This is a genomic window from Shewanella sp. N2AIL (assembly GCF_022690845.1).
GTDB lineage: Bacteria > Pseudomonadota > Gammaproteobacteria > Enterobacterales > Shewanellaceae > Shewanella > Shewanella baltica.
In genome coordinates, this window is record NZ_JALBYT010000011.1 from 1 (window position 1) to 22,619 (window position 22,619).

12 protein-coding genes and 1 pseudogene are annotated in these 22,619 nt (G+C 46.4%); 11 read left to right on the plus strand and 2 right to left on the minus strand.

Translation table 11 applies throughout. The annotated features are described in order from the left end of the window. The 6 genes and pseudogenes from MO387_RS08445 to MO387_RS08470 all read left to right on the plus strand — a co-directional run. A pseudogene (locus MO387_RS08445) lies at window positions 1-97 on the plus strand (IS5/IS1182 family transposase); the annotation flags it as partial. Between the two features lie 31 nt (window positions 98-128). Then, window positions 129-2,333: a hypothetical protein gene (locus MO387_RS08450; RefSeq protein ID WP_242326193.1), complete on the plus strand. Its 2,205-nt coding sequence runs from the start codon at window positions 129-131 to the stop codon at window positions 2,331-2,333. Between the two features lie 432 nt (window positions 2,334-2,765). Then, entirely contained in the window at window positions 2,766-5,573 is a 2,808-nt protein-coding gene (locus MO387_RS08455) for a M16 family metallopeptidase (RefSeq protein WP_242326217.1), read from the plus strand. Between the two features lie 233 nt (window positions 5,574-5,806). Then, entirely contained in the window at window positions 5,807-7,000 is a 1,194-nt protein-coding gene (locus MO387_RS08460; protein ID WP_242326194.1) for an MFS transporter, read from the plus strand. Then, window positions 6,975-7,934, plus strand: a complete 960-nt coding sequence (yidZ, locus tag MO387_RS08465) for an HTH-type transcriptional regulator YidZ (RefSeq protein ID WP_242326195.1) — start codon at window positions 6,975-6,977, stop codon at window positions 7,932-7,934. Before MO387_RS08460 ends, yidZ begins: the two co-directional genes overlap by 26 nt. Window positions 7,935-8,184: 250 nt before the next feature. Next, a complete protein-coding gene (locus MO387_RS08470; RefSeq protein WP_242326196.1) occupies window positions 8,185-8,949 on the plus strand; it encodes an HNH endonuclease in 765 nt (254 codons plus the stop codon). An 80-nt stretch (window positions 8,950-9,029) separates the two neighbouring features. On the opposite strand, the gene MO387_RS08475 is transcribed toward MO387_RS08470, so the two are convergent. After that, window positions 9,030-11,744: a DEAD/DEAH box helicase gene (locus tag MO387_RS08475; RefSeq protein ID WP_242326197.1), complete on the minus strand. Its 2,715-nt coding sequence runs from the start codon at window positions 11,742-11,744 to the stop codon at window positions 9,030-9,032. Window positions 11,745-12,120: 376 nt separating this feature from the next. Between MO387_RS08475 and MO387_RS08480 the strand changes: the two genes are divergently transcribed. Both MO387_RS08480 and MO387_RS08485 read left to right on the plus strand, forming a co-directional pair. Next, window positions 12,121-13,494, plus strand: coding sequence for a DUF4397 domain-containing protein (locus MO387_RS08480; RefSeq protein WP_242326198.1), 1,374 nt, complete (start codon window positions 12,121-12,123; stop codon window positions 13,492-13,494). A 159-nt stretch (window positions 13,495-13,653) separates the two neighbouring features. Further along, window positions 13,654-14,775 (plus strand): sterol desaturase family protein, encoded by a 1,122-nt coding sequence (locus MO387_RS08485; protein WP_347342541.1) that lies wholly within the window; start codon window positions 13,654-13,656, stop codon window positions 14,773-14,775. Between the two features lie 208 nt (window positions 14,776-14,983). Here the strand turns inward: MO387_RS08485 and MO387_RS08490 are convergent, their stop codons facing one another. After that, window positions 14,984-16,435 carry a LysM peptidoglycan-binding domain-containing protein gene (locus MO387_RS08490; RefSeq protein ID WP_242326200.1) on the minus strand — a complete coding sequence of 484 codons (1,452 nt, stop codon included), beginning with the start codon at window positions 16,433-16,435 and terminating at the stop codon, window positions 14,984-14,986. Window positions 16,436-16,655: 220 nt separating this feature from the next. Here MO387_RS08490 and MO387_RS08495 point away from each other — a divergent pair, with 220 nt between their 5' ends. From MO387_RS08495 to MO387_RS08505, 3 genes are all read left to right on the plus strand, one after another. Next, a complete protein-coding gene (locus MO387_RS08495) occupies window positions 16,656-18,011 on the plus strand; it encodes a leucine-rich repeat-containing protein kinase family protein (RefSeq protein WP_242326202.1) in 1,356 nt (451 codons plus the stop codon). Between the two features lie 295 nt (window positions 18,012-18,306). Next, entirely contained in the window at window positions 18,307-19,539 is a 1,233-nt protein-coding gene (locus MO387_RS08500) for an efflux RND transporter periplasmic adaptor subunit (RefSeq protein WP_242326204.1), read from the plus strand. Further along, the gene (locus MO387_RS08505) at window positions 19,539-22,616 is read left to right on the plus strand and encodes an efflux RND transporter permease subunit (protein ID WP_242326206.1); all 3,078 of its coding nucleotides are present in this window, start codon (window positions 19,539-19,541) and stop codon (window positions 22,614-22,616) included. The genes MO387_RS08500 and MO387_RS08505 overlap by 1 nt, the downstream gene beginning before the upstream one ends. Window positions 22,617-22,619: the final 3 nt, after the last annotated feature.

The following is a 22,619-nucleotide window of genomic DNA, read 5'->3' on the forward strand; positions in this document are numbered from 1 at the left end:
CTCAGTAGCAACAAGGTATGATAAATTAGCCCGGAATTATGCAAGTACACTGGCCTTGGCTTGCTGCCTTATATGGCTGCCAATGTGGGTTGGCTAAATTATGAACAGCAAAGATCAACAGGCCCTAAATGTATCATTGTATTTCTACTAAACATCTGCTCGGCATTGTACTAGCTGCTGTCAGCTTGACAGCGTGTAATTCTAATGATGACGATGAACCTTCGTCAGAGAAGCCTTCTTTTACTGTAACAGCAACGGCAAGCGGTGGCAGTATTAGCCCGTTGAGTATTGATGTTACTGAGGGAGGGACAACAAATTTTACCTTAACAGCTGATAGTAACTATCACATTAATACTGTTACGGGTTGCAATGGTAGCTTGTCAGGTTCTACATATACTACAGGAGTTATTACAGCTGCTTGCAGTGTAAATGCGACTTTTGCAATCGACCAACATACTGTAAGTGTAACCGTCGGGAGCGGAGGATCTGTGAGTCCAATGAGTGCCACAGTTGACCATGGCTCGACGACTAGTTTTACCTTAACTCCGCAGAGTGGCTTTGGTATTAGTAGTGCGAGTGGTTGTAACGGGGCTTTGGTTGATAGTACCTATACAACAGGCGATGTAACTGCTGATTGCTCCGTTACTGTCTCTTTTATTGCCCTGAATAGTATTTCTGGCACTGCAGCTGCTGGTGCCCCAATTATTGGGCAAGTTTGGATTAAGGATGTGAATGGTCTTTTACGCAATTCAGCTATAGGACTTAATGGTAGTTATTCTATTGATGTTACCGATATGGTTCCTCCATTGCTTGTAAATGCACGTGGTACGGTTGGAGGAAGAGTCGTTAATTATAGTTCCGTCGCTCAAACCGCTGATTTAGGTGGAACAATTAACATTACGCCATTTACGGACTTGATTCTGGCTAATGTTTTGGGGCAAATCACCACTAATTACTTTGATGCTCCCAATTTTGGTGATTTAAGCAGTGAGGCTGTCGAGGCGGCTAGAGCGACATTAACCGCACGTTTATTACCAGTCCTTGCGGCACTTGGACTGGATGCAAGCATTAATTTATTAACTGAATCCTTTAACGCTGACCATACTGGGCTTGATGCAGCACTCGATGTGCTTCGCGTAGATATTGATCCAGTTAGTAATGTGGCAACAATCTTGAATGTGCTTACACAACAAAGTATTAGTGATGATCTAACTTCTACAACGGATAACAGTGTGTTGCCGGAACCTGGTAATATTACCGCTGCGTTAAGTGACTTTGACGCTATCATTGCCCGTTTTAATGCATTCGCTGCCATGTTTGCGTCCGAAATTCCTGCAGTAAACGATCCAGTATATCTTGCACATTTTCATGCAAACTTTAAGGAAAGCGGTTCGACAGATCCAAACGACATCTTGCTTAATGATCCTGGAATGGGTTGGACTATTGGGCAGTATCAAATTATTGAGAAAGTTTCAGATACTGATTGGTTGATTGGTGGTGCTGTTTACGACGCACAAGGTCCTAGTGGCGAAACTTTTGAAATGCATGCGTTTAAAGATGGTGCAAACTGGAAGTTGGCAGGCAATCAGGCTGAGGGGGATCTATCAATGATCCCTCAAGTATTTCGTTCAAAAACGGATGGCAGTTATGTATATGACAGCCATATCGAATTTAATTTTGATAGCCCTAATGGCAATATTGCCTATATAGGTATATCTGGCCCAGGCCTTAGTTACACTTATACCAATAGTTTTGACGGTTTCATGGGGGCTATTTTTGATGTAGCGAGTTATGAAATTCTTAATGATGAACGAATTGGTACTGGTCAGTGGCTACCTGATTGCAGTGATAACAGTAGTGATGCTTGTTTCGCTCGGAATATGCTTCAAGTCGGACGGAATTACACTATGCAGGCATATGACAGTAATCTGAACACTATAGGTTCTGGGTATAGTATTGCTTTAAAGGCTATTCCAACCACTGCAGCCATTGCCGAGAGTAAGGCTGCAGAGCTTTATCCCACGATTACTTCAGTTTCTAAGGGCGGTTCTGCGGTTTCAACACTCGCTCAGGCTGCATTAGGTGGGGAGTTTAGTGTTAGTTGGACCTTGCCAGAAAACTATCTGGGTAGTTGTATTACAATTTTAGGTTTCCAGATTGACGGTAGCCTAGGATATCAGGATAGTCGTAATCAAGATCTCGCTTGTCATGATACATCAGCAACAGTTAGTCATACAGCATATGATGGGGTTGCAAGCTGGGCAGCAGTCTGGACGTGGTTGCTACAAGACGATGGTGTTGAGTATGGTGAAAGTTATCAGTGGTTACCTTAATACTTCATTAGGGCGGTTAGCTGATTCTTGAGCTTGTGAGAGATAAAACCTCTCTCTTTAGTGTGATAGTTGTATAGGGGGAATTTAAATTCCCTCTATTATTTTCGTTAAACACAGACCAGAATTCAGATAATAAGAGCGGCATGTCATTTTCAGAAATGGAACCTATGACCTAATACTATCTTAACTGTCCATTTCATTAAAAATCGTTTACTCCTCACTCATTATTTTTCAGCATATTCCTACTAGATATCAAGGCTATAAACTATTTTTAGTACGGAATAAGGTATTGATTTTGTGACTTAAAGTGCTTTAGGTACTATAGTGAAAGCTTATTTTATCTGAAACTTAGGTGTGCGCTTCCTAGGTTTCTTATTTGATTTTGGGGGAAAAGTGCGAATTTTAATGAACAATTTCAAGGTGATTAGTTTGATGCGTCAGTGGTTACTGCTGGCATTATTAAGTGTGGCGTTGCCGCTACAGGCGAGCGAAGAGCCGCAGTGGATGGGGACGGCCGACTTGCCCATGAGTGGGCGAATCCAGACCGGTGAACTTGCCAATGGCATGCGCTATTTATTATTGAGCAATAAGACGCCAGAGCAGGCTGTCATAGTACGCATGCGGGTGGACGTAGGCTCAGTGGTGGAGTCTGATACCGAGCAGGGGTTAGTGCATTTTCTTGAACACATGGCCTTTAATGGCTCGACGGGTTTGGCTGCGGGGGAGATGATCCCGACATTGCAGCGTCTTGGTCTGAGTTTTGGCGCCGATACCAATGCTGTGACTGAGTTTCAGCAGACGGTTTATCAATTCAACTTGCCAAGTAATAGCCAAGATAAAGTCGATACCGCTTTGTTTTTAATGCGCGAAATTGGCAGTAATTTATTACTCGACCCGGCGCTTATCGAGCGTGAAAAAGCTGTGGTATTGGCTGAACTGCGTGAGCGTAGCGGTGCGGATCTGGAGAATTACCGCAATCAATTACAGTTTTTAATGCCAGATACACTGTTGTCAAAGCGCTTACCTGTGGGTGAGGCGAACAGCATCAAGAATGCTACTCGCGAGATGCTGCTGTCTTTATACCAAGGTTTTTACACGCCCTCACGCACCACCTTAATTGTGGTGGGTGATATCGAGGTAGCCGCAGTTGAACAAAAGATAAAACAACAGTTTGCCAGTTGGCAGGCCGCGCCTTTGGCGGCGAAGGTTAAGCCGCAAACGCTGGGCACTGTCGCAGAGCGTCAACGCGTCGAGGCGGCGGCATTTTTCGATCCTAGCCTATCGACCTCGGTTTCACTCGGTATGCTCAAGCCTATGGCATATCCAGCCGACAGCCCTGCCGTGCGAGAGCAGGAAATACTGCTTGAACTCGCCCACGGCATCTTGTATCGCAGAATGGAGTCGCAGTTACTGCATAGCCAAGGTTTATCTGGCGTTAGCCTGCAGGTTGGGGATCAATTTGATATCGCCTATGGCACTCAAATGAGCTTAGGTACGCAGGAGAATAACTGGCAAGAGGGCATAGCAATATTGGAGCAAACCCTGCGCCAAGCACAAGAGTTTGGTTTTAGTCAGCAGGAAATTGACCAACAAATCAAACGTATGCACAAAGGGTATCAGCTCAGCGCAGCGGGTAGCACTACTATCCACAGTGTGAATATTGCCGAGGGGTTAGTGTATTCGGTCGCGGAAAATCGCGTGCCTGTAGAGCCTGAGTGGCAGCTGGCATTTTTTGAAAAAATACTGCCAACAGTGACGCCGCAAAAGCTAAAGCAAGTGTTTAATCAGACATGGAATGCTACGCCGTATCTGTATCTGACGAGCAATAAGCCCATCGAAAATGTTGAAAAACAGCTTATCGCTAGCTATGAGAAAAGCCGCAAACAAGCTGTGAGTGCGCCAGCAACTAAGGCGATTGACGAGTTTGCATACACTCAATTTGGCGATCAAGGCAAGTTAGTGGCCGATAGTCGCGATGCCGAAACGGGCATTCGCCAGCTACAATTTTCCAATGGCGTACGCCTTAATCTTAAGCCTACTGACTTTAATAAAGGCACTACTTTGGTCAGCCTCAACATAGGCTTTGGTGAAGTGCCATTCCCTGAGTTAGATGGCTTATCTTATCTGTTTAACAGTGCGTTTGTGCAGGGTGGACTCAAGGCCCATGATTATGAAAGCCTGCAGGAGATTTTTGCTGGGCAAGATATTTCCATCAACCTAGGCGTGCGTGAGCAGAGTTTTGGCGGTGAGATTAGTACCAATGCTGCAGAACTGCGCACGCAGCTCGGTTTAATGACGGCCTTTTTGATTGAACCCGGCATGAATAAGCAGGCTGAGCAATTGTTCCGCGAGCAAGTGATTGCTGAGCAGCAAAGTCTCCATAGCAACCCGCAAACTGAGTTTTCTAATCAGTTTGACCGTATCTCCCACAGTGGTGATAAACGTTATGGTTATGGTGAACCGGAAGAAATTTTAAAACGTCAGTTTGCAGAGCTGGCGCCGAGTTTCCATTCAGCCGTAGAGCAAGGGGCAATTGAAATCGCCATAGTGGGTGATTTCGACGAAGCCAGCGCCATCGCCGCTGTAGCAGAAACCCTCGGGGCAATCAAACGCAGCCCCACTGAACATGGCCAATCGCTAGTGCCTGTGTTCCCGAAAGTGCCTGCTAAGATGACGTTAACACACTATGGTCATCCAGATTCAGCGGCGCTGGCCATGGTGTGGCCAACAACGGATATGACTCACTTGAGCCAACATGCGGGATTGGGATTGCTGGAGCAAGTGCTCGGCATTTTATTAACGGAGAATGTGAGAGAAAAAGCGGGCGCGAGTTATTCGCCATCGGCCTTTTCTTATAGTGATTTCAATGCCAGCGGTTATGGTTACTTAGGTTTGTTTAGCGTGACGACTCAAGCCATGTTGCCAACGGTGGCCGAGTATTTCACCGCTGCAGTTAACCAAGTCAAGCAGCCGCAGGGGATTAGCGAAGACTTACTTAACCGAGCCCGCCAACCTGTGCTTGAATGGATGCAAGCCGCGCCGCAGAGCAATGGTTTTTGGTTAGATTTAGCGTCAAAAGCCCAGAGTTATCCTGGACGCTTTGCTGCTTTCAAACAAAGACAAGCGTTGGCGCAGAAGATGACACCGGCAGAGCTTAGTAAACTGGCACAGCAATATTTGCCAGCAGAGGGTAGTTTAACCATCCAAGTCCTTCCTGCACCCTTAACACCTCAGCAATGAGTGTTGGGTTCATAGAATAGAAGATTGACCATTCGCCGCCATATCCCCTGTGCTAGCCAGTGCAGGGGATATTTTGTTTCTATTCCTTCTGTTCCTTCAATTTAGGGCCAATTCCACGGCCTATATCCCTTGGTCGCAAACGGAAATACCTGTTGTCGAAAAAGCCACTCACTTAACTGCGGTCGCCCCACTACTCTAAGCGCAACTTATTTGCGAGGAGATGGGTGAGGTATATGTTGCGATATCTTTTGTGTAGTTTTTGTTTAGTGCTTCTGTATCCAACTGGGATAGATATGTACTTGGTTGGTTTACCGCAAATCGCGCAGGATTTAGGCGCGAGTGAAGCACAGTTGCATATCGCTTTTTCTGTGTATCTTGGCGGAATGGCGGCAACCATGCTTTTTGCTGGCAGCGTAGCGGACCGATTAGGGCGCAAGCCTGTCACTCTATTCGGCGCTATTGTCTTTGCCTTAGCTTCGTATTTAGGTGGTATGGCTGAGACAAGCAATCAGTTCTTACTCATACGTTTTATGCAGGGAATTGGTGCTGGTTCCTGTTACGTTGTCGCCTTTGCTATTTTACGCGACACCTTGGACGATAAGCGCCGAGCTAAAGTGCTCTCAATGATCAATGGTATTACGTGCATTATCCCGGTCATTGCACCTGTTATTGGGCATGTAATTATGCTCAAGTTCCCTTGGCAGAGTCTGTTTAGCACTATGGCTGGCATGGGACTATTAGTCTGTTTGTTATGTATTTTTATATTACGGGAGACTAAGCCTGTGCAGAGTAGGATTGAGGATGTTAATCGTCAGTTGGCGCCGCAAGAATCTTTTCGTCAGTCCTTTTTCCTCAGCCGGCTTGTTATGACGACTCTAGGTGTGACTACGATTCTCAGTTATGTCAATGTGTCTCCCATGCTGATCATGGGGCAGATGGGGTTTGACCGCGGGCAATACTCTAATGTTATGGCATTGACAGCGTTAGTGAGTATGCTGGTATCGTTCTCGACTCCTTTTGCACTTGCTGTGCTTAAAGAAAAAAGTTTGATGTTGATTTCACAGCTGTTATTTGCAGCTGCCGCGCTAGTGTTTGTGCTAACTCAGGTGCAATATTTTAGCCTTAATGTGAATTTATTAGGCTTTGGTTTTGTCTGTAGCGGATTCGCTATTGGATTTGGTGTGACTATGAGCCAAGCACTGAGCCCCTTTGCATCGCGTGCTGGGGTGGCAAGTTCATTGTTAGGTATTGCACAGGTTTGTACTTCAGCACTGTATATTTGGCTGATGGGATTAATAGGTATTAGTCCACTTAACATATTGTTGCTGATATTAGCCTTGGGCTCTGTTATCAGTACCTTACTCATATTATGTGTGCCTACAGCACCGAGCGTTTATCTAGATGAAGAAATCACTCGCACGTCTTGACCTTAATCTATTGTTTACTCTACAACTTCTCTTACAAGAGCGGAGTGTGACTAAGGCCGCTAAAAAGCTCAATGTCACCCCATCAACCGTGAGTAAATCCTTGGCGAAATTGCGTGATTGGTTTGACGACCCACTATTCATTAAAACGCCTCAGGGATTGCAGTTAACGCCATTGGCCCAAAGCATGGAGCATGACTTAGCCGATTGGTTACAAATGGGCAAACAGCTTATGGGCAAGCGCGGGGACGATATGGCAAAAGGGCTCAGTTTTGAGCTAATGCTTGAGTCACCTTTGTCGCTCATTATGCTTAATCAATTAACGCAGGCTATTTACCAACACTACCCTGATGCAAAAGTGAAAGTACGAAATTGGGATTATGATTCACTGGAGGCCATTATTCGCGGTGAGGCTGACATAGGTTTTACTGGCCGAGAAAGTCATCCTCGCTCCAAGGAGTCCCTTGATTTATTGCCTTATTTTATCGATTTTGAGGTTTTATTTACCGATCTTCCTCAGGTGTATTTGCGCCGCGATCATCCCGCCTTGCAGGAAGAGTGGAATATAGACACTTTCTTAAAATACTCGCATATCAATATCTTGTGGGAAAAGAGCGAAGCCTGGGCCTTAGATGATGTGCTTATCGAGCTTGGTTTAAGTCGCAATATAGTGCTCACCTTGGCCAGTTTTGAGCAGTCACTGTTTGTCGCGGCTCAGCCTCACCACAGTATGATGGTAATCGCGCCGCAATATTGTGAGCAATATGCTCGTCAATTACATCCTGACTTAGTCAGTCGCCCGATCCCGATAAGTGGTGAATATCTTGATAAACTTGCCATTCCTTTTACCTTGATTTGGCATAAGAGAAACAGCCACAACCCTAAAATCACTTGGCTGCGAAACAGGATAAAAGCGATTTATCAACAGCATGATTAAGGCTGTTAACCATCATTGCCCTACAAATATTCTGCTTTTAGTTAATCACAACAAGTGGCTAGAGAACCGGATCGTTATCCCCTCGTATTCAATATTGCACGGTTTTTCGCATGGCACATGTGATCAAAAGCTGGTAAGTTCTATTTATTACAAGTAATTAACTATGCGCGCTTTTGCTATTCAAATAAGGTGATGGCACTGCACACTGATAAAAGGCTAAGTGTCCTGCCATTTAGGAGTAATTTTTCAAATGAGCATTCAGTTAAGGCTGATTAAGCTTCGAAAGAAAATTAGAGCAAATAAGATAAAAGTGATTGATGCAATCATTGCTGATCACTCAGCAGAAATATGCATCATTTGTGGCTCTCAAGAGCAGTTGACTAGGGAGCACGTGATTCCTCAATGGATCTATAATCGTTGTACTAAACGAACTTTTGAAACAACAACTAACGGTATTTCTCAAACGTACAATAAAACCACACTACCAGCATGCAAAGATTGCAACTCTAATTTACTTGGTTACCTAGAGAGGCATTTGAAGCATGAATTTCAGAGAGTCGATGTCAGTCACCAACAATTCTCCCAAGATACCTTAGAGTTAATCATCCTATGGTTAGAGACATTAGAGTATAAATTTCAAGTGCTTGACCTGAGAAGAAACTTAAATAGGGTAAAAGGGGGAGAATATATTCCTTTCATTGGCAAAATGCCGATAGCAATGTTTCAAGGTCCTATGGACACTAGTCCTGCAAAGGTGTTTTCAAATATTCGTTCGGCATTGCAAGTATTGAGTGTGAAATCCAAGGCAGATAGGCTTAATTCCCTTTGTGTTATCCATACAACAAACAAAGATTTTCATTTTTTCCATTCTACGAATAACTTTATATTCATTGAGTTGGCTGAGTTCGGAGTCGCATTTTTCTACTTTTATAAACAAAAGTTTGAGGACTACAGCGTTGCTGTTCAGTCAGCTATGGGAATCGTTCAAGAAAACTATGCGGGGGCGGGCGCATAAGGTATGGGGAGGGGCTGTCCCATTCAACCGCAGCGATTAAGGTTGTTGTGATTGAGTTTAGTTGTTGCGTTGTCTGCTCCTTAGACGGGCGTTATACCCAATTGCTGGCAAATATATTGGATGCACAGTTCCCGCTGCTGACACCACAGTCCGTAGCTGACTGGGATGAGTTTAATCCCCGCACGCTGTAACAGTTTATACAGTTCAATATCGAAAAAGTCCGCCCATGGTCCTGGGTAACCGATTAAATCTATCGCTAAATATTGGTCACCATAACGGCACAGAATATCCAGTTCGAGTCCCGCCATATGGTAGGCGCGCCAGACTGTTATGCCTTTTGCTTCAATCGCCTGTGCCACCGACTGGCCGAAGCTATCGAGGGCATCGACATAATTGTGCGCCGCTTGAAATTGGCCCGCCGATGCTAAGTAAGTTGCCAGTAAATTATTGTTGGGGAGCTCATGCGCTTGTACCGATAAAAATAGCCACTGCATTTGTTTAGCGCGGGTGATGGCGACATTGAACATATCGGCTCGATTTAAATACACGGCAGCGCGGCTGTCGTTGGCCGTAATGCTAAACGACAGCAGCATAATATCGCGCTCTTCCCCTTGAAAACCAAAGGGCGTGGCAATCCGTAATTGATGACGTTCTATTTGCTGCGTGCTAAAGCGTGCGAGGATTTGCTGGGATAAATACTCCGTCTGATTGCGAAAGCAGGAGAGCACTCCAATGCTGGCGGGCACTAATGCATTCTCTTGTTCATCAATCAGTTGAGCTAACTTTTCAATTAATGCCTCCGCTTCTATGGCGTTAATGCCCTTGCTATCACGGTTGCCAGTCACCTGGACTCTGTGTAAGTGCCCTGAACTTGTGCAGGGTCTGTGCTGCATAATCTTCAGCATACCTTGATAAAACTGCTGATTACTAAATTGGATCAGCTCAGGTTTACTCCGAAAATGCTCATTTAAAAATACCACTTGGGATTGGCTCGCAAGGGATTGTGATACTAAGTCGAGCATACTGGCATCACGGTAGCTCATTAGGCCGCGGCAATCCGCAGCAAGTCCAAGTTGGGTTTGGATTTGGGTTTGTTTTGCGCGGGATAAAAACGAGAAATGGCGCAGCTGTTTACTGTCGCCCACCACAAGTGCTGCTTTTGCCCGCTGCAATGCTGGTAAACATGCGGCAATATTGGCTTGGGTGGCTTCATCAATAATCACTAGATCAAACATTTGCTGCTCCATTGGCAGCACTTTATGCAAGCTGGCAAGGCTAGATAACCAAATGGGAAAGGTTTGCTTTAAGGCATCAAAATCCGTTTTGTAGAAACCGTCGAGTTGCTTAGCGGACTGCCGAGCGCGAAGTGCACTGGCAAAACTCACCAGCGTACTGCGCTTATGTTTGAGCAATTGGTTTAATCGATAGTGAGTGGCCAATTGTAAGTATTTGAGGCTTAAGTCTTCTTTTTGGGCGATAAGGGCGGTTAATTTATCGAGCACATCCCATTGCTGAGCAAACTGTTTAATCCCGGCACGGTAAGCCCAGTTGTAAAATCCTAAGCGCCAGCGTGATTGTCCTTGTTGTAAGGTCGCCAGTTTTTGGCCGCGACGTATGGCGTGGCGGCAATGGTGTATAAAACCGGCTTCCATTTTGGTTTGCTCGCGAGTCACAGTATTAAGTTGCTGTTTTGCATTGAGTAGTAGGATATCTGAGAGGGTTTCAGCAGTCGCAGGATGCTGACCATGCAGCATTTCATCTATCTGGTTTTTAAGGACTTTAATAAACTGCGGCGAGCCAGCTCGAATAAGGCTGCTCCCAAGCTGGAATTGTTGCTGCAACTTATCGGCAATCACATCAACGGCAACATCTGTGTGGGCTACGATGAGGACAGATTTACCCCTTAATACCTGCTCCGCCGCCACTGTGGCTATGGTGTAACTTTTACCCGTTCCCGGTGGACCCGATATTTGCCCCAAAGTTTGATTGGCCGCCACCTTTAAGGCTTGAATTTGTGCGCGGCTTAATAGCCCTGGAAGGTAATTCTCTTGGGTATCGACATTGTGACTAACTGAATCTCGAGTTGGCGCTTGCCCAAACAGCGCTTGAAGCGGCGCAGAGTGTGAAGGCGCTGTGATGAGATTGTCGAGTTCGTGCAATATGCCGCGACTTGCCTGCGAACGCTCTGCAAGAATAATTTGGCTGCGACTAACCATAAACCGCCCACGTTTACGGCATAAGCCAGTGAATTCAGTCTCATCGATCAGCTTGGGAAAATGCAATAAATGACTGGTATCAACATCGGCTTGGCCCGCCCGCAGCCAAGCTATCCAGCCACTGACATCCGTTGGATTATCGCGTAACTCTTGACTTAAGCTGTGTCCTTCAACGACTAATTTTTCTAACAGGGCTTCATTGATGGTGAATGGCCCGCCGCCAGAGAAGCTGTTATTAGATTCGAGGTAAATGTTATCGCCATCGGCCTGCAATTGGCATTCGCGGTACAGCAATGGCGTGACGACTTTACGTTTTTCGCCATTAAGCTCGACAGTGCCGCAGAAAAACAGACAAGAGTGCAATAATACTTTTTCACGTAGATACAAGGCACTACGCGCCATTAATGCGGAGGCAGGAGCAAATGGCACCGGCAAGCGAGGCAGAAAGCCACTGCTTAACTCGTCTTCACCTTGGAGCAATAGCTTTTCTTGCTCAGCAAGTTTGTGGCTAGACCAAAGGTTAATTTCAGCACTATCGTGTTGAAAACACTGTTTGTAGTAGTTAAGAATCCCTTGCAAACCCTATCCATCCCAAAGGCTTAATTGGCGGTGCGAGAGTAACTCAATCGCATAAGTCGAACAAGGTTTGCACCAACTGTGGATGATTTCTCCATGGTCGCAATAGCCTAAAAGAGAGGTATTCGATATGCCAGCCTTATTGCTCTGGAGCGGAAGCGTTTTTGTAGATGTGAACTAAGGTATCAGCAATCGCATTTGTATCAATTAAGGGCCCGAAAAGTGGCGTTTGTATCAGTATTTTGTGTGTTATTGAAATGTTTGTTAAGTGTTTGAGTTTGTGAAATATTTGTTTTTTGTTTTTAGTGGAAATTGCCATTGTTGTCATTGTATAACTGCGTAGACTGAACTGAATTTTTGTCTGCTAATGAGGGAAACAATGATAAAAAGTAAGCTAAAGGGATTCGCGGTTTTGACCTTCGCCTGTTTAGGCGTGACCGCTTGCGGTGGTTCTGATAATGACAAGGATGAGGATACCTCTAAAACTGATACTTATGTGCAATTCTATAATGCGACAGTGGGGAGCACTGCTACCGCGCTGAAGATTGGCGATAAAACCTATGAAAGCGTGAGCTACGCAGATGCGATGCCACGATTTACATCTACCCCCGGTGTGAGTGAGGTAGAGGTGATGGGTAAGGATGCGGCAAATAAAGATATTTCACTCTACAAAGAGAATATCGATTTAAAAACGGCAACCGACCATTTCTTTGTATTGCATGGGGATTTTGCCTCGCCAGCCCTTTTGAATATCAATTACTCGCGTACCGAGCTCGATAAACAAAATGCCGAAGCGGACAAGAGCAAGATGCAATTATTGATTGCACACACTGCGACTGATGCACCTGCCTACGATGCCTATATTGCCAAAGCGGATAAAGGCTTTGCCGATGCAGTGATGCTAGGCAGCGTCTCCTATGGTGAGGTTTCAACACCACAGATTTTAGATACGGGCGACTATAAAATTTATCTGACTGCGGCGGGTACGACCAATATCAGTTACACCACGGCAAGCATTAACTTTAAAACCAAGGTGCCTTATAAGTTGATTTTAAGGGAAAGCTTTGGCGCTTCAGCCGCTAAAATCAGTTTAGACAGCGTCGACTCAACCACCAATGTGCGTAACCATGTCGCCCTCGAAAGCAGTGTAGATTTTAGGGTATTCAATGGCTTGGCTACACATAATGTTGATGTAAAAGTAGTGAGTAGTAAGCAAGAAGCGCTATTTAGCAATGTGGCCCCCTTCGGCGTAACAGCTTACCAAGGCGCCGAGTTTAATGACTTTGGTGTGAGCGTACTTGACCATACTAGCCAAGCTAAATTACTCGACAATGTGCTGATCACCCTTAATCAAGATGATATTAAAACCATCTTCATTTACGAGCAGGCGACAGAGCAGGGCAGCCAAGTGAAGGCGATGGAGATGAAGCAAACTCAGACTCCAAGTCCCTATAGCTTTAAGTTTGACATCGTGAGTTTTGCCGATAAAAGCAATCTCACTGTATATTTCTTAAAAGCAAATGACACGATTGAAACTGCGGTAAATAAAATCACTGCAGTCAATCCTGCGAGCCCTCAGTCAGTGACTGTGCCTGCAGGCGAATATTCTATTAAAGTTATCGCAGTCGAAAACGGCACTAAAACCGTTGTCTATGCCTCCGATTTAATGGATTTCAGCAATGAAGATAATGTCACTATGGTGCTGAATAAAGATGCTGCCACTAGCTTTGGTTATAACTTGATTAAGCTCTAACCGTTAAGGTGAGTGAACTTAGCTAATACAAGAGCGCTACTTAGGTAGCGCTTTTTATTGATTGTGGCAGTGGGGTTAATGTAGGCTAATCGGCAAAAATTAAGCTGAGTGGTGGTTGTGTGGATAACGCGAGCAGCATAGGAAAAGGAGTTCACTGTGATTAGCAAAGGATTTAAAGATGGCCATTTCGAAATTGGTGAAGGCAGTATTAGCGGCACCATAGCGTGCATGTTAGCCATATTATCGTTTTTAGGTGTATTGGCGTTTCATTTCCCTGAATACCTGACTACCCCCGAATTACGCCAAAGTTATAACGTCGATATTATTCGCAGTTTGATATTTGTCGCCTTAGTGGTGTCGGGCAGCTTAGGTTTATTAAATTTTATTCGAAATAAAAATAAACGATTTGGCTTTGTGGCTTGGGTATTTGTGAGCTTGGCGATTGCCTTTGGTGGTCATCAAGTCGAGGTTGAGCCTTTTGCCAATCATAAGGTCTCACTGGGGTTAGATTGGTTTATTTTAGACTTATTAGGCTCAACCTTAATTTTCATTTTTATCGAGAAATGGTTACCCCATAAACCTGAACAGCCAATATTGAGACCCGAGTGGCAAGGGGATTTAAATCATTTTCTGGTGAATCATTTAGCGATTGGATTTGTATTATTGGTGGCAAACCAATTTGTGCAGTCGAGCTTTTCTTGGGCCATTTCCAGCACAGTGCAAAGCTTTATCGCGGGTCTGCCCTTTGTGTTGCAACTGCTGTTGATCCTATTGGTCGCCGATTTAATGCAATATGCAGCGCATCGCGCTTACCATGAAATTCCTTTCCTGTGGCGCTTCCATTCGGTGCACCATAGCGCCAAGCATTTAGATTGGTTGGCGGGATCTCGGCAACATATGTTTGAGTTGATCGCTACCCGTTGTTTAGTGCTCACGCCGATTTTTATCTTGGGATTCTCTAAAGACATTATCAGTATTTATGTGATTATCGTTGGCGTGCAGGCTGTCTTTAATCATGCCAATGTCCAAGTTAACTTCGGTTGGCTACGTTACTTAATCGTCAGCCCGCAGTTCCACCATTGGCATCATGCTTCCGATAAGGCGGCTATCGATCGTAACTATGCTGCCCATTTTTCTTTTTTAGATTACCTCTTTGGGACCGCCGTTCGAGGTCAGAAAGAGTGGCCAGAGCAATATGGTGTCGTTGGCGATTACATGCCTGTTGGCATGTTTAAGCAGCAATTGTATCCTCTTGGTTTAGCGAAGAAAGACACAAAATAGCAGCGTTGTATTTGAAGTGACTTATTTTAAAAGATGGGTTTGAAGTGACTGTTCGCAAGTGACTCTTCGCAAGTCGCAAGTCGCAAGTCGCAAGTCGCAAGTCATAAGGAATAAGCCACTCTTCCTGTAAGCGTGGGACACAAAAAAGCCCAACACAGCGTTTTTAATTTGCGCTTTGCTGGGCTTTTTGCTGTTAACGCCGTAAGCGTTATTCGCTGATTTTCAGTTCTTGACCTGGCTTAATAATGCTCTTGCCATTGAGCTGGTTCCACTTCATTAAATCAGCCAGTTTGACCTTATTCTTACGGGCGATTTTATCCAGTGAATCGCCGGATTTCACCTTGTAGGTTTTGGCTTTTGCCGCTGGTTTGTCGGCCGATTTTGAGCTGGCGGCTTTAGTGCCACTGGCATTTGCTTTAGTCGATGACTTGCTGCTGACTTTGCTATCGGCCTTAGTGTTGGTTTTAGCGGGTTCAGGCACATTATCATTGGCTGCCATTGGCGTTAATAGTGTGAGCTCTTGGCCGACTTTGAGACGGTCAGTGGTCAGATTATTAGCCTGTTTTAATGCTTTGACTGACGTATCAAACTTAGCCGCGATTGTGCCTAGGCTGTCGCCAGATTTAACTATGTAGCTTTGGCTGTCATAGCGTTTTTGGGCGTAGAGTTTGTCGTGATTTTCTTGATATTGACCTATGTTTTCCAGCGGTAAGGCGATTTGATATTTGCCTTTGCTCGGGATCACGCCTTGGCGAAAGCCAGGGTTATAGGTTTTAAATTCTGCCTTGCTCAACCCTGCCGCATTGGCGATTTGGCCGATATCCACGCCATTGGGCGCAGGTACTCTATCCAAGAAAGGGCGGTTAGCTATCGGCCGTACTTTTAGATTGTAATGATTAGGGGCGCGAATAATTTGAATAAACGCCAGCCACTTAGGCACAGTTTGTACGCGCTTAGCGGGAATGCCCAACGACCAAAAGTCCGTCGGTTTGCCCTTGGCTTTGTTCTTGTCGATGGCGGCTTTAATCACCAATTCACCGGTATTGTAGGCGGCGACGGCGTTGATCCAGTCGTGATCTAAGGTGTCGTATAAATGCTGTAGATAGTCGAGCACGGCATCGGTTGAGGCCAGCGCATCTTTGCGACCGTCGTAGGCAGAGTTAACCGTTAAGCCAAAATTACGCCCTGTGGCGGGGATCATCTGCCACAGTCCAGCCGGGCCGTTTGCCTGTGCCAGTGGATTGTAACCACTTTCGACTATGGGTAATAACGCCAATTCTAATGGCATGTTACGGGCTTCGAGCTGGCTGACGATGTAATACAAAAAGGGCTCGGCGCGTTCGCCGACTTGGTTCATAAATTTCTGTTTATCATCGAAAAAGTTACGCTGTTTGCGTACTTCGGCATCGTCATGTACGTCAATGGTATTGGCGTGTTGGATCTTTTCCCAAACGTCGCTGTACTGCTCAACCACAGCGGGTGGCGTGTGCTGCTGGTGTTGTGGCGAGTGCTCGTTAGCGTTACTCACATCATTTGCTGGGGCATTGAATTCTGTGGTTGATGGGCTTGCCGACGTGGTCGCGCAACCGCTCAATTGGGCCACAAACATGGCTAGCATTAGCACTGTAAAAGAGTGCGTTTGGCGAAAATGTTTCCGCATGATTGTCCTGTGATGAGTTAACTGGGCATTCCATATTGGTGCACATGCTAATCTGTTTTCGCGTTTCTGGATAGCTCCCCACGGTTTCCCCCTATTTGCAATGCCCGCTTAACGTCCGTTTAGCGGGCATTGCGCCGCCCTTTGGCTATATATCTTGCGTTTAGCTTTAACCATTAATGCGCTACCATAGCGGCGATTTTTCATTGACTTGGGTAGCAAAGTGCAGACGTTAGCGCAGTTAAGAGCAGGGCAGTTACAAGGGATCACGCGTTTACAATTGGTCGAGGAGTTAACCGAGTTTCCGCGGGAGATTTTTGACTTAGCCGATAGCCTCGAAATCCTCGATTTGTCGAGTAATCAACTGAGTACTCTGCCCGAGGACTTGCACCGTTTATCGCGTTTAAGGATCCTCTTTGCTTCTAATAACCGCTTCGAACACTTACCCGAGGCATTAGGGCGCTGTGCGAATTTAGAGATGATTGGCTTTAAGGCGAATCAAATCCGTACTGTGACTGCCGCCGCGTTACCGCTGCAAACTCGCTGGCTCATTCTTACCGATAACCAAATCGAAACCTTGCCTGCGGCTATGGGCGATTTACCTCGTCTACAAAAATTAGCCTTAGCGGGCAACCAGTTAACGGCTTTGCCCGAGTCGATGGCTAATTGCCGTAACTTAGAATTAGTGCGTCTATCGGCCAATCAACTGCAAGCGCTGCCAGCTTGGCTATTGGGTTTGCCTAAGCTGACTTGGCTCGCTTTTGCGGGTAATCCGTTCAGCCATACCTTGGTCGATCCCCACGCTGATGTGGCCACAGTGGCAAACGTGACTCTGCATGATATCAAGTTGGCTGAGAAGCTGGGCGAAGGGGCTTCTGGGGTGATTTACCGTGGCGATTGGTTGAATCAAGCCATGATAGCCGCGACGGGGTCATCGCAGATTGCGGTAAAACTCTTTAAGGGTGAAGTGACCAGCGATGGGTATCCCGCTGACGAGTTAGATTGCTGCCTCACAACGGGAGATCACCCGAGCCTTATCAAGGTGGTGGCGCACATCAGCCAGAAGGATCAATTGGGCTTAGTGATGGAGCTCATTCCGCCCGGGTTTAGCAATTTAGGTTTACCGCCAAGTCTGGCAACCTGCACCCGTGATACCTTTCATGCTGATACCCAGTTTAGCCTTGATGACGTGACTAAGATTGCACTCCAATTGGCCGATGCGATGGCGCACATGCACGCCAAGCAAGTGAGCCACGGCGATGTCTACGCCCATAACATTATGGTTAATCAACAGATGAACCTGTTGTTTGGTGATTTTGGTGCGGCATCCAATTTACGCAATCTGTCTACAGTAGAGCGCTTGGCAATGGAAGCGATTGAAGTGCGTGCGCTGGGCTGCTTGATTGAGGATCTGTTGGCCTATGTGGATGCATCGGCCTATGTGAGTGCCTCGATTGGCCCTGAACACTATAGAAAGTTGAGTGCGATTAAGGATGAGTGCATGCAGTTAGATGTGACTCAGCGCCCCTGTTTTGCAGAGGTGAAAAAGGCCATCGAAGCCCTGTTAAAAGGCAAATAGTGGCTTGCTAACAGGCTGACTTTACATCTGTTTCTAGTTTGTTGTGGTTTGTGTGATTTTGTGTGATTTAAGTTTTATCGATTAGGTTTTTCGTTAACTCATTGTTTTGTTTGAATGTGTAACAGTATTTTTACTGGCACTGACAGGGATTATGCCTATAGGCTGTATACCCAAATAACCTCAAATTGCTGAAACAGGCATTTTGGGGGACTTGGTATTAGTCTTGGGTTCAATCCGGTTTGCTGTTGTCGGATAGGATGTCCGTTGAATAGTAAGAACGATAGGTTTGCATACTATGTTTACACGAACGCTGTTTACACAAACGCTGTTTATACAAAGAGTGACTGAACGAGCACGCAGTGCATGCGATATTTCATTAAAAAGCCCCCATCATCTCCCAAAGGCGCCCTTATTCGCGCCTTTGACGTTTCTACTGGCGAGTTTTTTCACCTTAACCCCTATAGCCGTATCTGCGGCGGACAAGGTCGACGTTATCCCTGTGACGGTCGAGGCCATTAAAGAAACCTCCTTTGCCGATGTCGTCAATGAAGTCGGTAAAATTAACGCCATCGATTCGGCGATACTCAACTTTAACGCCAGCGAAAAAATCAGTGCCATCCATTTTAGTAACGGCGACAAAGTGACGAAAGGCCAAGTGATTGCCGAGCAAGATAACACTAAGGCCAAGGCCGATTTAGACAAGGCCAAGAGCACCTTAGCACTGGCGAAAACTAAGCTTGAGCGTATTGAAGACCTGCTGATCAAAGAGCCTTTCGCACTCGCCAAGCAAGATGTAGATGAGCTGCGGGAAAATGTGAATCTGGCCGATGCCGATTTTCGCCAGAAACAAGCGACCATGAACGATTACTTGATCAAGGCGCCCTTCGACGGTCAGCTAACAAGCTTTAGTCAGTCCATTGGCAGCCAAATTGGCGCAGGTACAGCTTTAGTCACACTCTATAGTTTAAATCCCGTCGAAGTCCGTTATGCCATCAGCCAAAATGATTTTGGCAAGGCGCAAAAAGGTCAGAAGGTAAATGTGACGGTCGAAGCTTATGGCAATAAGGTGTTCAAAGGATTAGTTAACTATGTGGCTCCAGCGGTGGATGAAAGCTCAGGACGAGTTGAAGTGCACGCCGCCCTCGACAACCCAGAGTTCAAACTGGCGCCCGGCATGTTCGCCAATATTAAGCAGTTCTATAGCCGTGGGATTAAACGCTTATTAGTGCCGCAAAATTCGATTATCGCCAATAATGACGAACGCTTTGTCTGGTTAGTGCGGGGCGATAGCGCCGTAAAACAAGTGGTTAAACTCGCGCAAAACACTAATGACGGTTATGCGGTCGTGACCGAAGGTTTAGCCGAAGGTGATCTCGTGGTTAAGACGGGCATGCAAAACCTCAAGTCTGATAGCAAGATCAAAGTCATTCAGGATAAAAACACGGCAGATAAAGCGGCAGCCTCCAGTTCCAACTCAGGTGCGGGTGCTACTCCAAGTCCTGAACCTAGCACTGAGGGGGCCGAATAATGCGTTTACCCGAAGTCTGTATTCGTCATCCTATCTTCGCCTCCGTACTTAGCATTATGGCTGTGTTACTGGGCTTGATTGCCTTTCAAAAACTCGATATCCAATATTTTCCTGAGCACACCACCCACTCGGCATCTGTGAATGCATCGATTGCAGGGGCGAGCGCCGATTTTATGTCGAGCAATGTGGCCGATAAGTTGATTGCTGCAGCTTCGGGCATAGATAAGGTCGATACTATGTCGACTGACTGTAGCGAGGGGCGCTGCTCGTTAACCATTAAATTCAATGACGATACCAGCGATATTGAATACACCAACTTAATGAATAAGTTGCGTAGCAGCGTTGAAGGGATTAACGATTTTCCCCAGAGCATGATAGATAAGCCAACGGTCACCGACGATACCTCGGCCACAGATTCTGCCAGTAATATCATTACCTTTGTGAACGCGGGCGGCATGGAAAAGCAGGCCATGTACGATTACATTAGCCAGCAACTAGTGCCGCAGCTCAAGCAAGTGCAAGGCGTTGGCGCTGTGTGGGGGCCCTATGGCGGCTCACAAAAGGCGGTTAGAGTCTGGCTCAACCCTGAACAAATGAAGGCGTTGAATATTAAAGCTGCCGATGTGGTGGGCACCTTAGGCTCCTACAATGCCAGCTTCACCTCGGGCGCGATTAAAGGTAAATCGCGGGATTTCTCGATCAACCCTTTGAATCAAGTTGAAACACTCGAAGATGTGAAGGACTTAGTGATCAAGGTCAGCGAAGGCAAGATCATCCGAGTGGCCGACGTCGCCGATGTGGTGATGGGCGAAGAAAGTCTGTCGCCGAGTATCTTGTCTATCGGCGGCCATAGCGCTATGTCGCTGCAAATTTTACCCCTAAGTAACGCGAATCCTGTAACCGTGGCCTCGAACATTAAGGCCGAAATTGCGCGTATGCAGCAGCATTTACCCCAAGGGTTAGAGATGACCTTGGCCTACAATCAGGCCGACTTTATTGAGGCTTCCATCGACGAAGGCTTTTCTGCGCTGATTGAGGCGGTGATCTTAGTGTCGCTGATTGTGGTGTTATTTTTGGGCAGCCTGCGGGCGGCATCAATTCCTATCATTACCATTCCCGTGTGTGTGATTGGGGTGTTTGCCGTGATGTCGGCCCTCGGTTTTAGCATCAATGTGTTGACCATTCTGGCAATAATTTTGGCCATCGGTCTGGTGGTGGATGACGCTATTGTGGTGGTGGAGAACTGTTATCGCCACATCGAAAACGGTGAAACGCCTTTTAACGCGGCGATTAAAGGCTGTCAGGAAATCATCTTCCCGATCATTGCCATGACCTTAACGCTCGCGGCCGTGTATCTGCCGATAGGATTAATGTCGGGGTTAACCGCCGATCTGTTTAGGCAATTCTCCTTCACCTTGGCCGCCGCCGTGATGATCTCTGGCGTGGTGGCGTTGACTTTGTCGCCTATGATGAGCGCCTATCTTATCAATACCACTGAGCAGCAGCCGAAATGGTTTAGCCGAGTCGAGCATGCGCTGCAGCAGTTAAATGATTTGTATATCAAAGAACTGGATAAGTGGTTCGGTCGTAAGCGCTTAATGCTCGGTGCGGCTGTAGTGCTTATCGGCCTTGCGGGCATCGCCTACTGGCAGTTGCCGAAAATACTTTTACCCGCGGAAGATTCTGGTTTTATTGATGTGGCGTCCAATGGCCCAACGGGTGTGGGTCGCCAGTATCATCTGAACCATAATGCTGAGCTTAATGGCGTGATGGATGAGCATCCCGCCGTTGGGGCGAACTTGTCTTACATCGAGGGCGAGCCAGTGAACCATGTGCTGCTTAAACCTTGGGGTGAGCGCAGCGAGGGCATAGATGATGTGATCAGCGACTTGATGAGCAAATCAAAGGAAAGCGTTTCTGCCTATAACATGTCCTTTAGCATTCGCTCGGCGAATAATCTCAGCATTGCCAATAATCTACGCTTAGAGTTAACGACCTTAGACCGCAACAAGGACGAGCTCAATGACACTGCCGCCAAAGTGCAAAAGTTACTCGAGGATTATCCTGGACTGAACAACGTGGGTAACTCGGTGCTGAGGGATCAGCTGCGCTACGATCTGTCTATCGATCGCAACGCCATTATCCTCTCGGGCGTCAGTTATGGCGATGTGACGAATGCGCTGTCGACCTTCTTGGGCTCAGTTAAGGCGGCAGACTTACATGCCACCGATGGCTTTACTTATCCGATTCAAGTGCAAGTGAACTTAGATAAGCTTAGTGATTTCAAAGTGTTGAATAAGCTGTACGTCACCTCAGAATCTGGGCAAGCACTGCCGTTATCGCAGTTTGTGTCGATTAAGCAGACCACGGCAGAATCGAACATTAAGACCTTTATGGGCCTTGATAGCGCCGAGCTGACGGCGGACGTTATGCCCGGCTATTCCACCGATGAAATCAAAGCTTACTTAGACGAGCAACTGCCAACACTGCTCAACGATGCCCAAGGCTTTAAATACAATGGGGTAGTGAAAGATTTAATGGATTCACAGGCGGGCACTCAGTCGCTATTTTTGCTGGCTCTGGTGTTTATCTATTTGATTTTAGCCGCGCAGTTTGAAAGCTTCGTTGATCCCTTAATTATCTTACTGACTGTACCTTTGTGTATTGTTGGCGCGCTGTTGACCTTAACCTTGTTTGGCCAGAGCGTGAACATCTACTCGCAGATAGGGTTATTAACTTTGGTGGGGTTAGTGACCAAACACGGTATCTTGCTGGTGGAGTTTGCGAACAAGCAACAAGACCAAGGTTTGAGTGCGATTGAGGCGGCGCGAAGCAGTGCTAAATCTCGCTTAAGACCGATTCTAATGACGTCTTTAACCATGATTTTAAGTGCCATTCCTTTAGCGCTGGCTTCTGGGCCTGGCTCATTAGGGTTAGCCAACATAGGGTTAGTCTTAGTCGGTGGCCTGTTAGCGGGGACCTTCTTCTCGTTATTTGTAGTGCCTGTGGCCTATGTCGCTATGGCCGAGCTCAAAGCTAAGGATGTACTTGCAAGACTGCGCAGCGCCAAAGCTTAGTTC

What these genes read in the sequence shown, in the direction of transcription:
- MO387_RS08470 (WP_242326196.1), top strand. Translation starts at nt 8,185, where the DNA reads ATGAGCATTCAGTTAAGGCTGATTAAGCTTCGAAAGAAAATTAGAGCA.
- MO387_RS08480 (WP_242326198.1), top strand. Translation starts at nt 12,121, where the DNA reads ATGATAAAAAGTAAGCTAAAGGGATTCGCGGTTTTGACCTTCGCCTGT.
- MO387_RS08455 (WP_242326217.1), top strand. Translation starts at nt 2,766, where the DNA reads ATGCGTCAGTGGTTACTGCTGGCATTATTAAGTGTGGCGTTGCCGCTA.
- MO387_RS08500 (WP_242326204.1), top strand. Translation starts at nt 18,307, where the DNA reads ATGTTTACACGAACGCTGTTTACACAAACGCTGTTTATACAAAGAGTG.
- MO387_RS08505 (WP_242326206.1), top strand. Translation starts at nt 19,539, where the DNA reads ATGCGTTTACCCGAAGTCTGTATTCGTCATCCTATCTTCGCCTCCGTA.
- MO387_RS08450 (WP_242326193.1), top strand. Translation starts at nt 129, where the DNA reads ATGTATCATTGTATTTCTACTAAACATCTGCTCGGCATTGTACTAGCT.
- yidZ (WP_242326195.1), top strand. Translation starts at nt 6,975, where the DNA reads ATGAAGAAATCACTCGCACGTCTTGACCTTAATCTATTGTTTACTCTA.
- MO387_RS08490 (WP_242326200.1), bottom strand. Translation starts at nt 16,435, where the DNA reads ATGCGGAAACATTTTCGCCAAACGCACTCTTTTACAGTGCTAATGCTA.
- MO387_RS08460 (WP_242326194.1), top strand. Translation starts at nt 5,807, where the DNA reads ATGTTGCGATATCTTTTGTGTAGTTTTTGTTTAGTGCTTCTGTATCCA.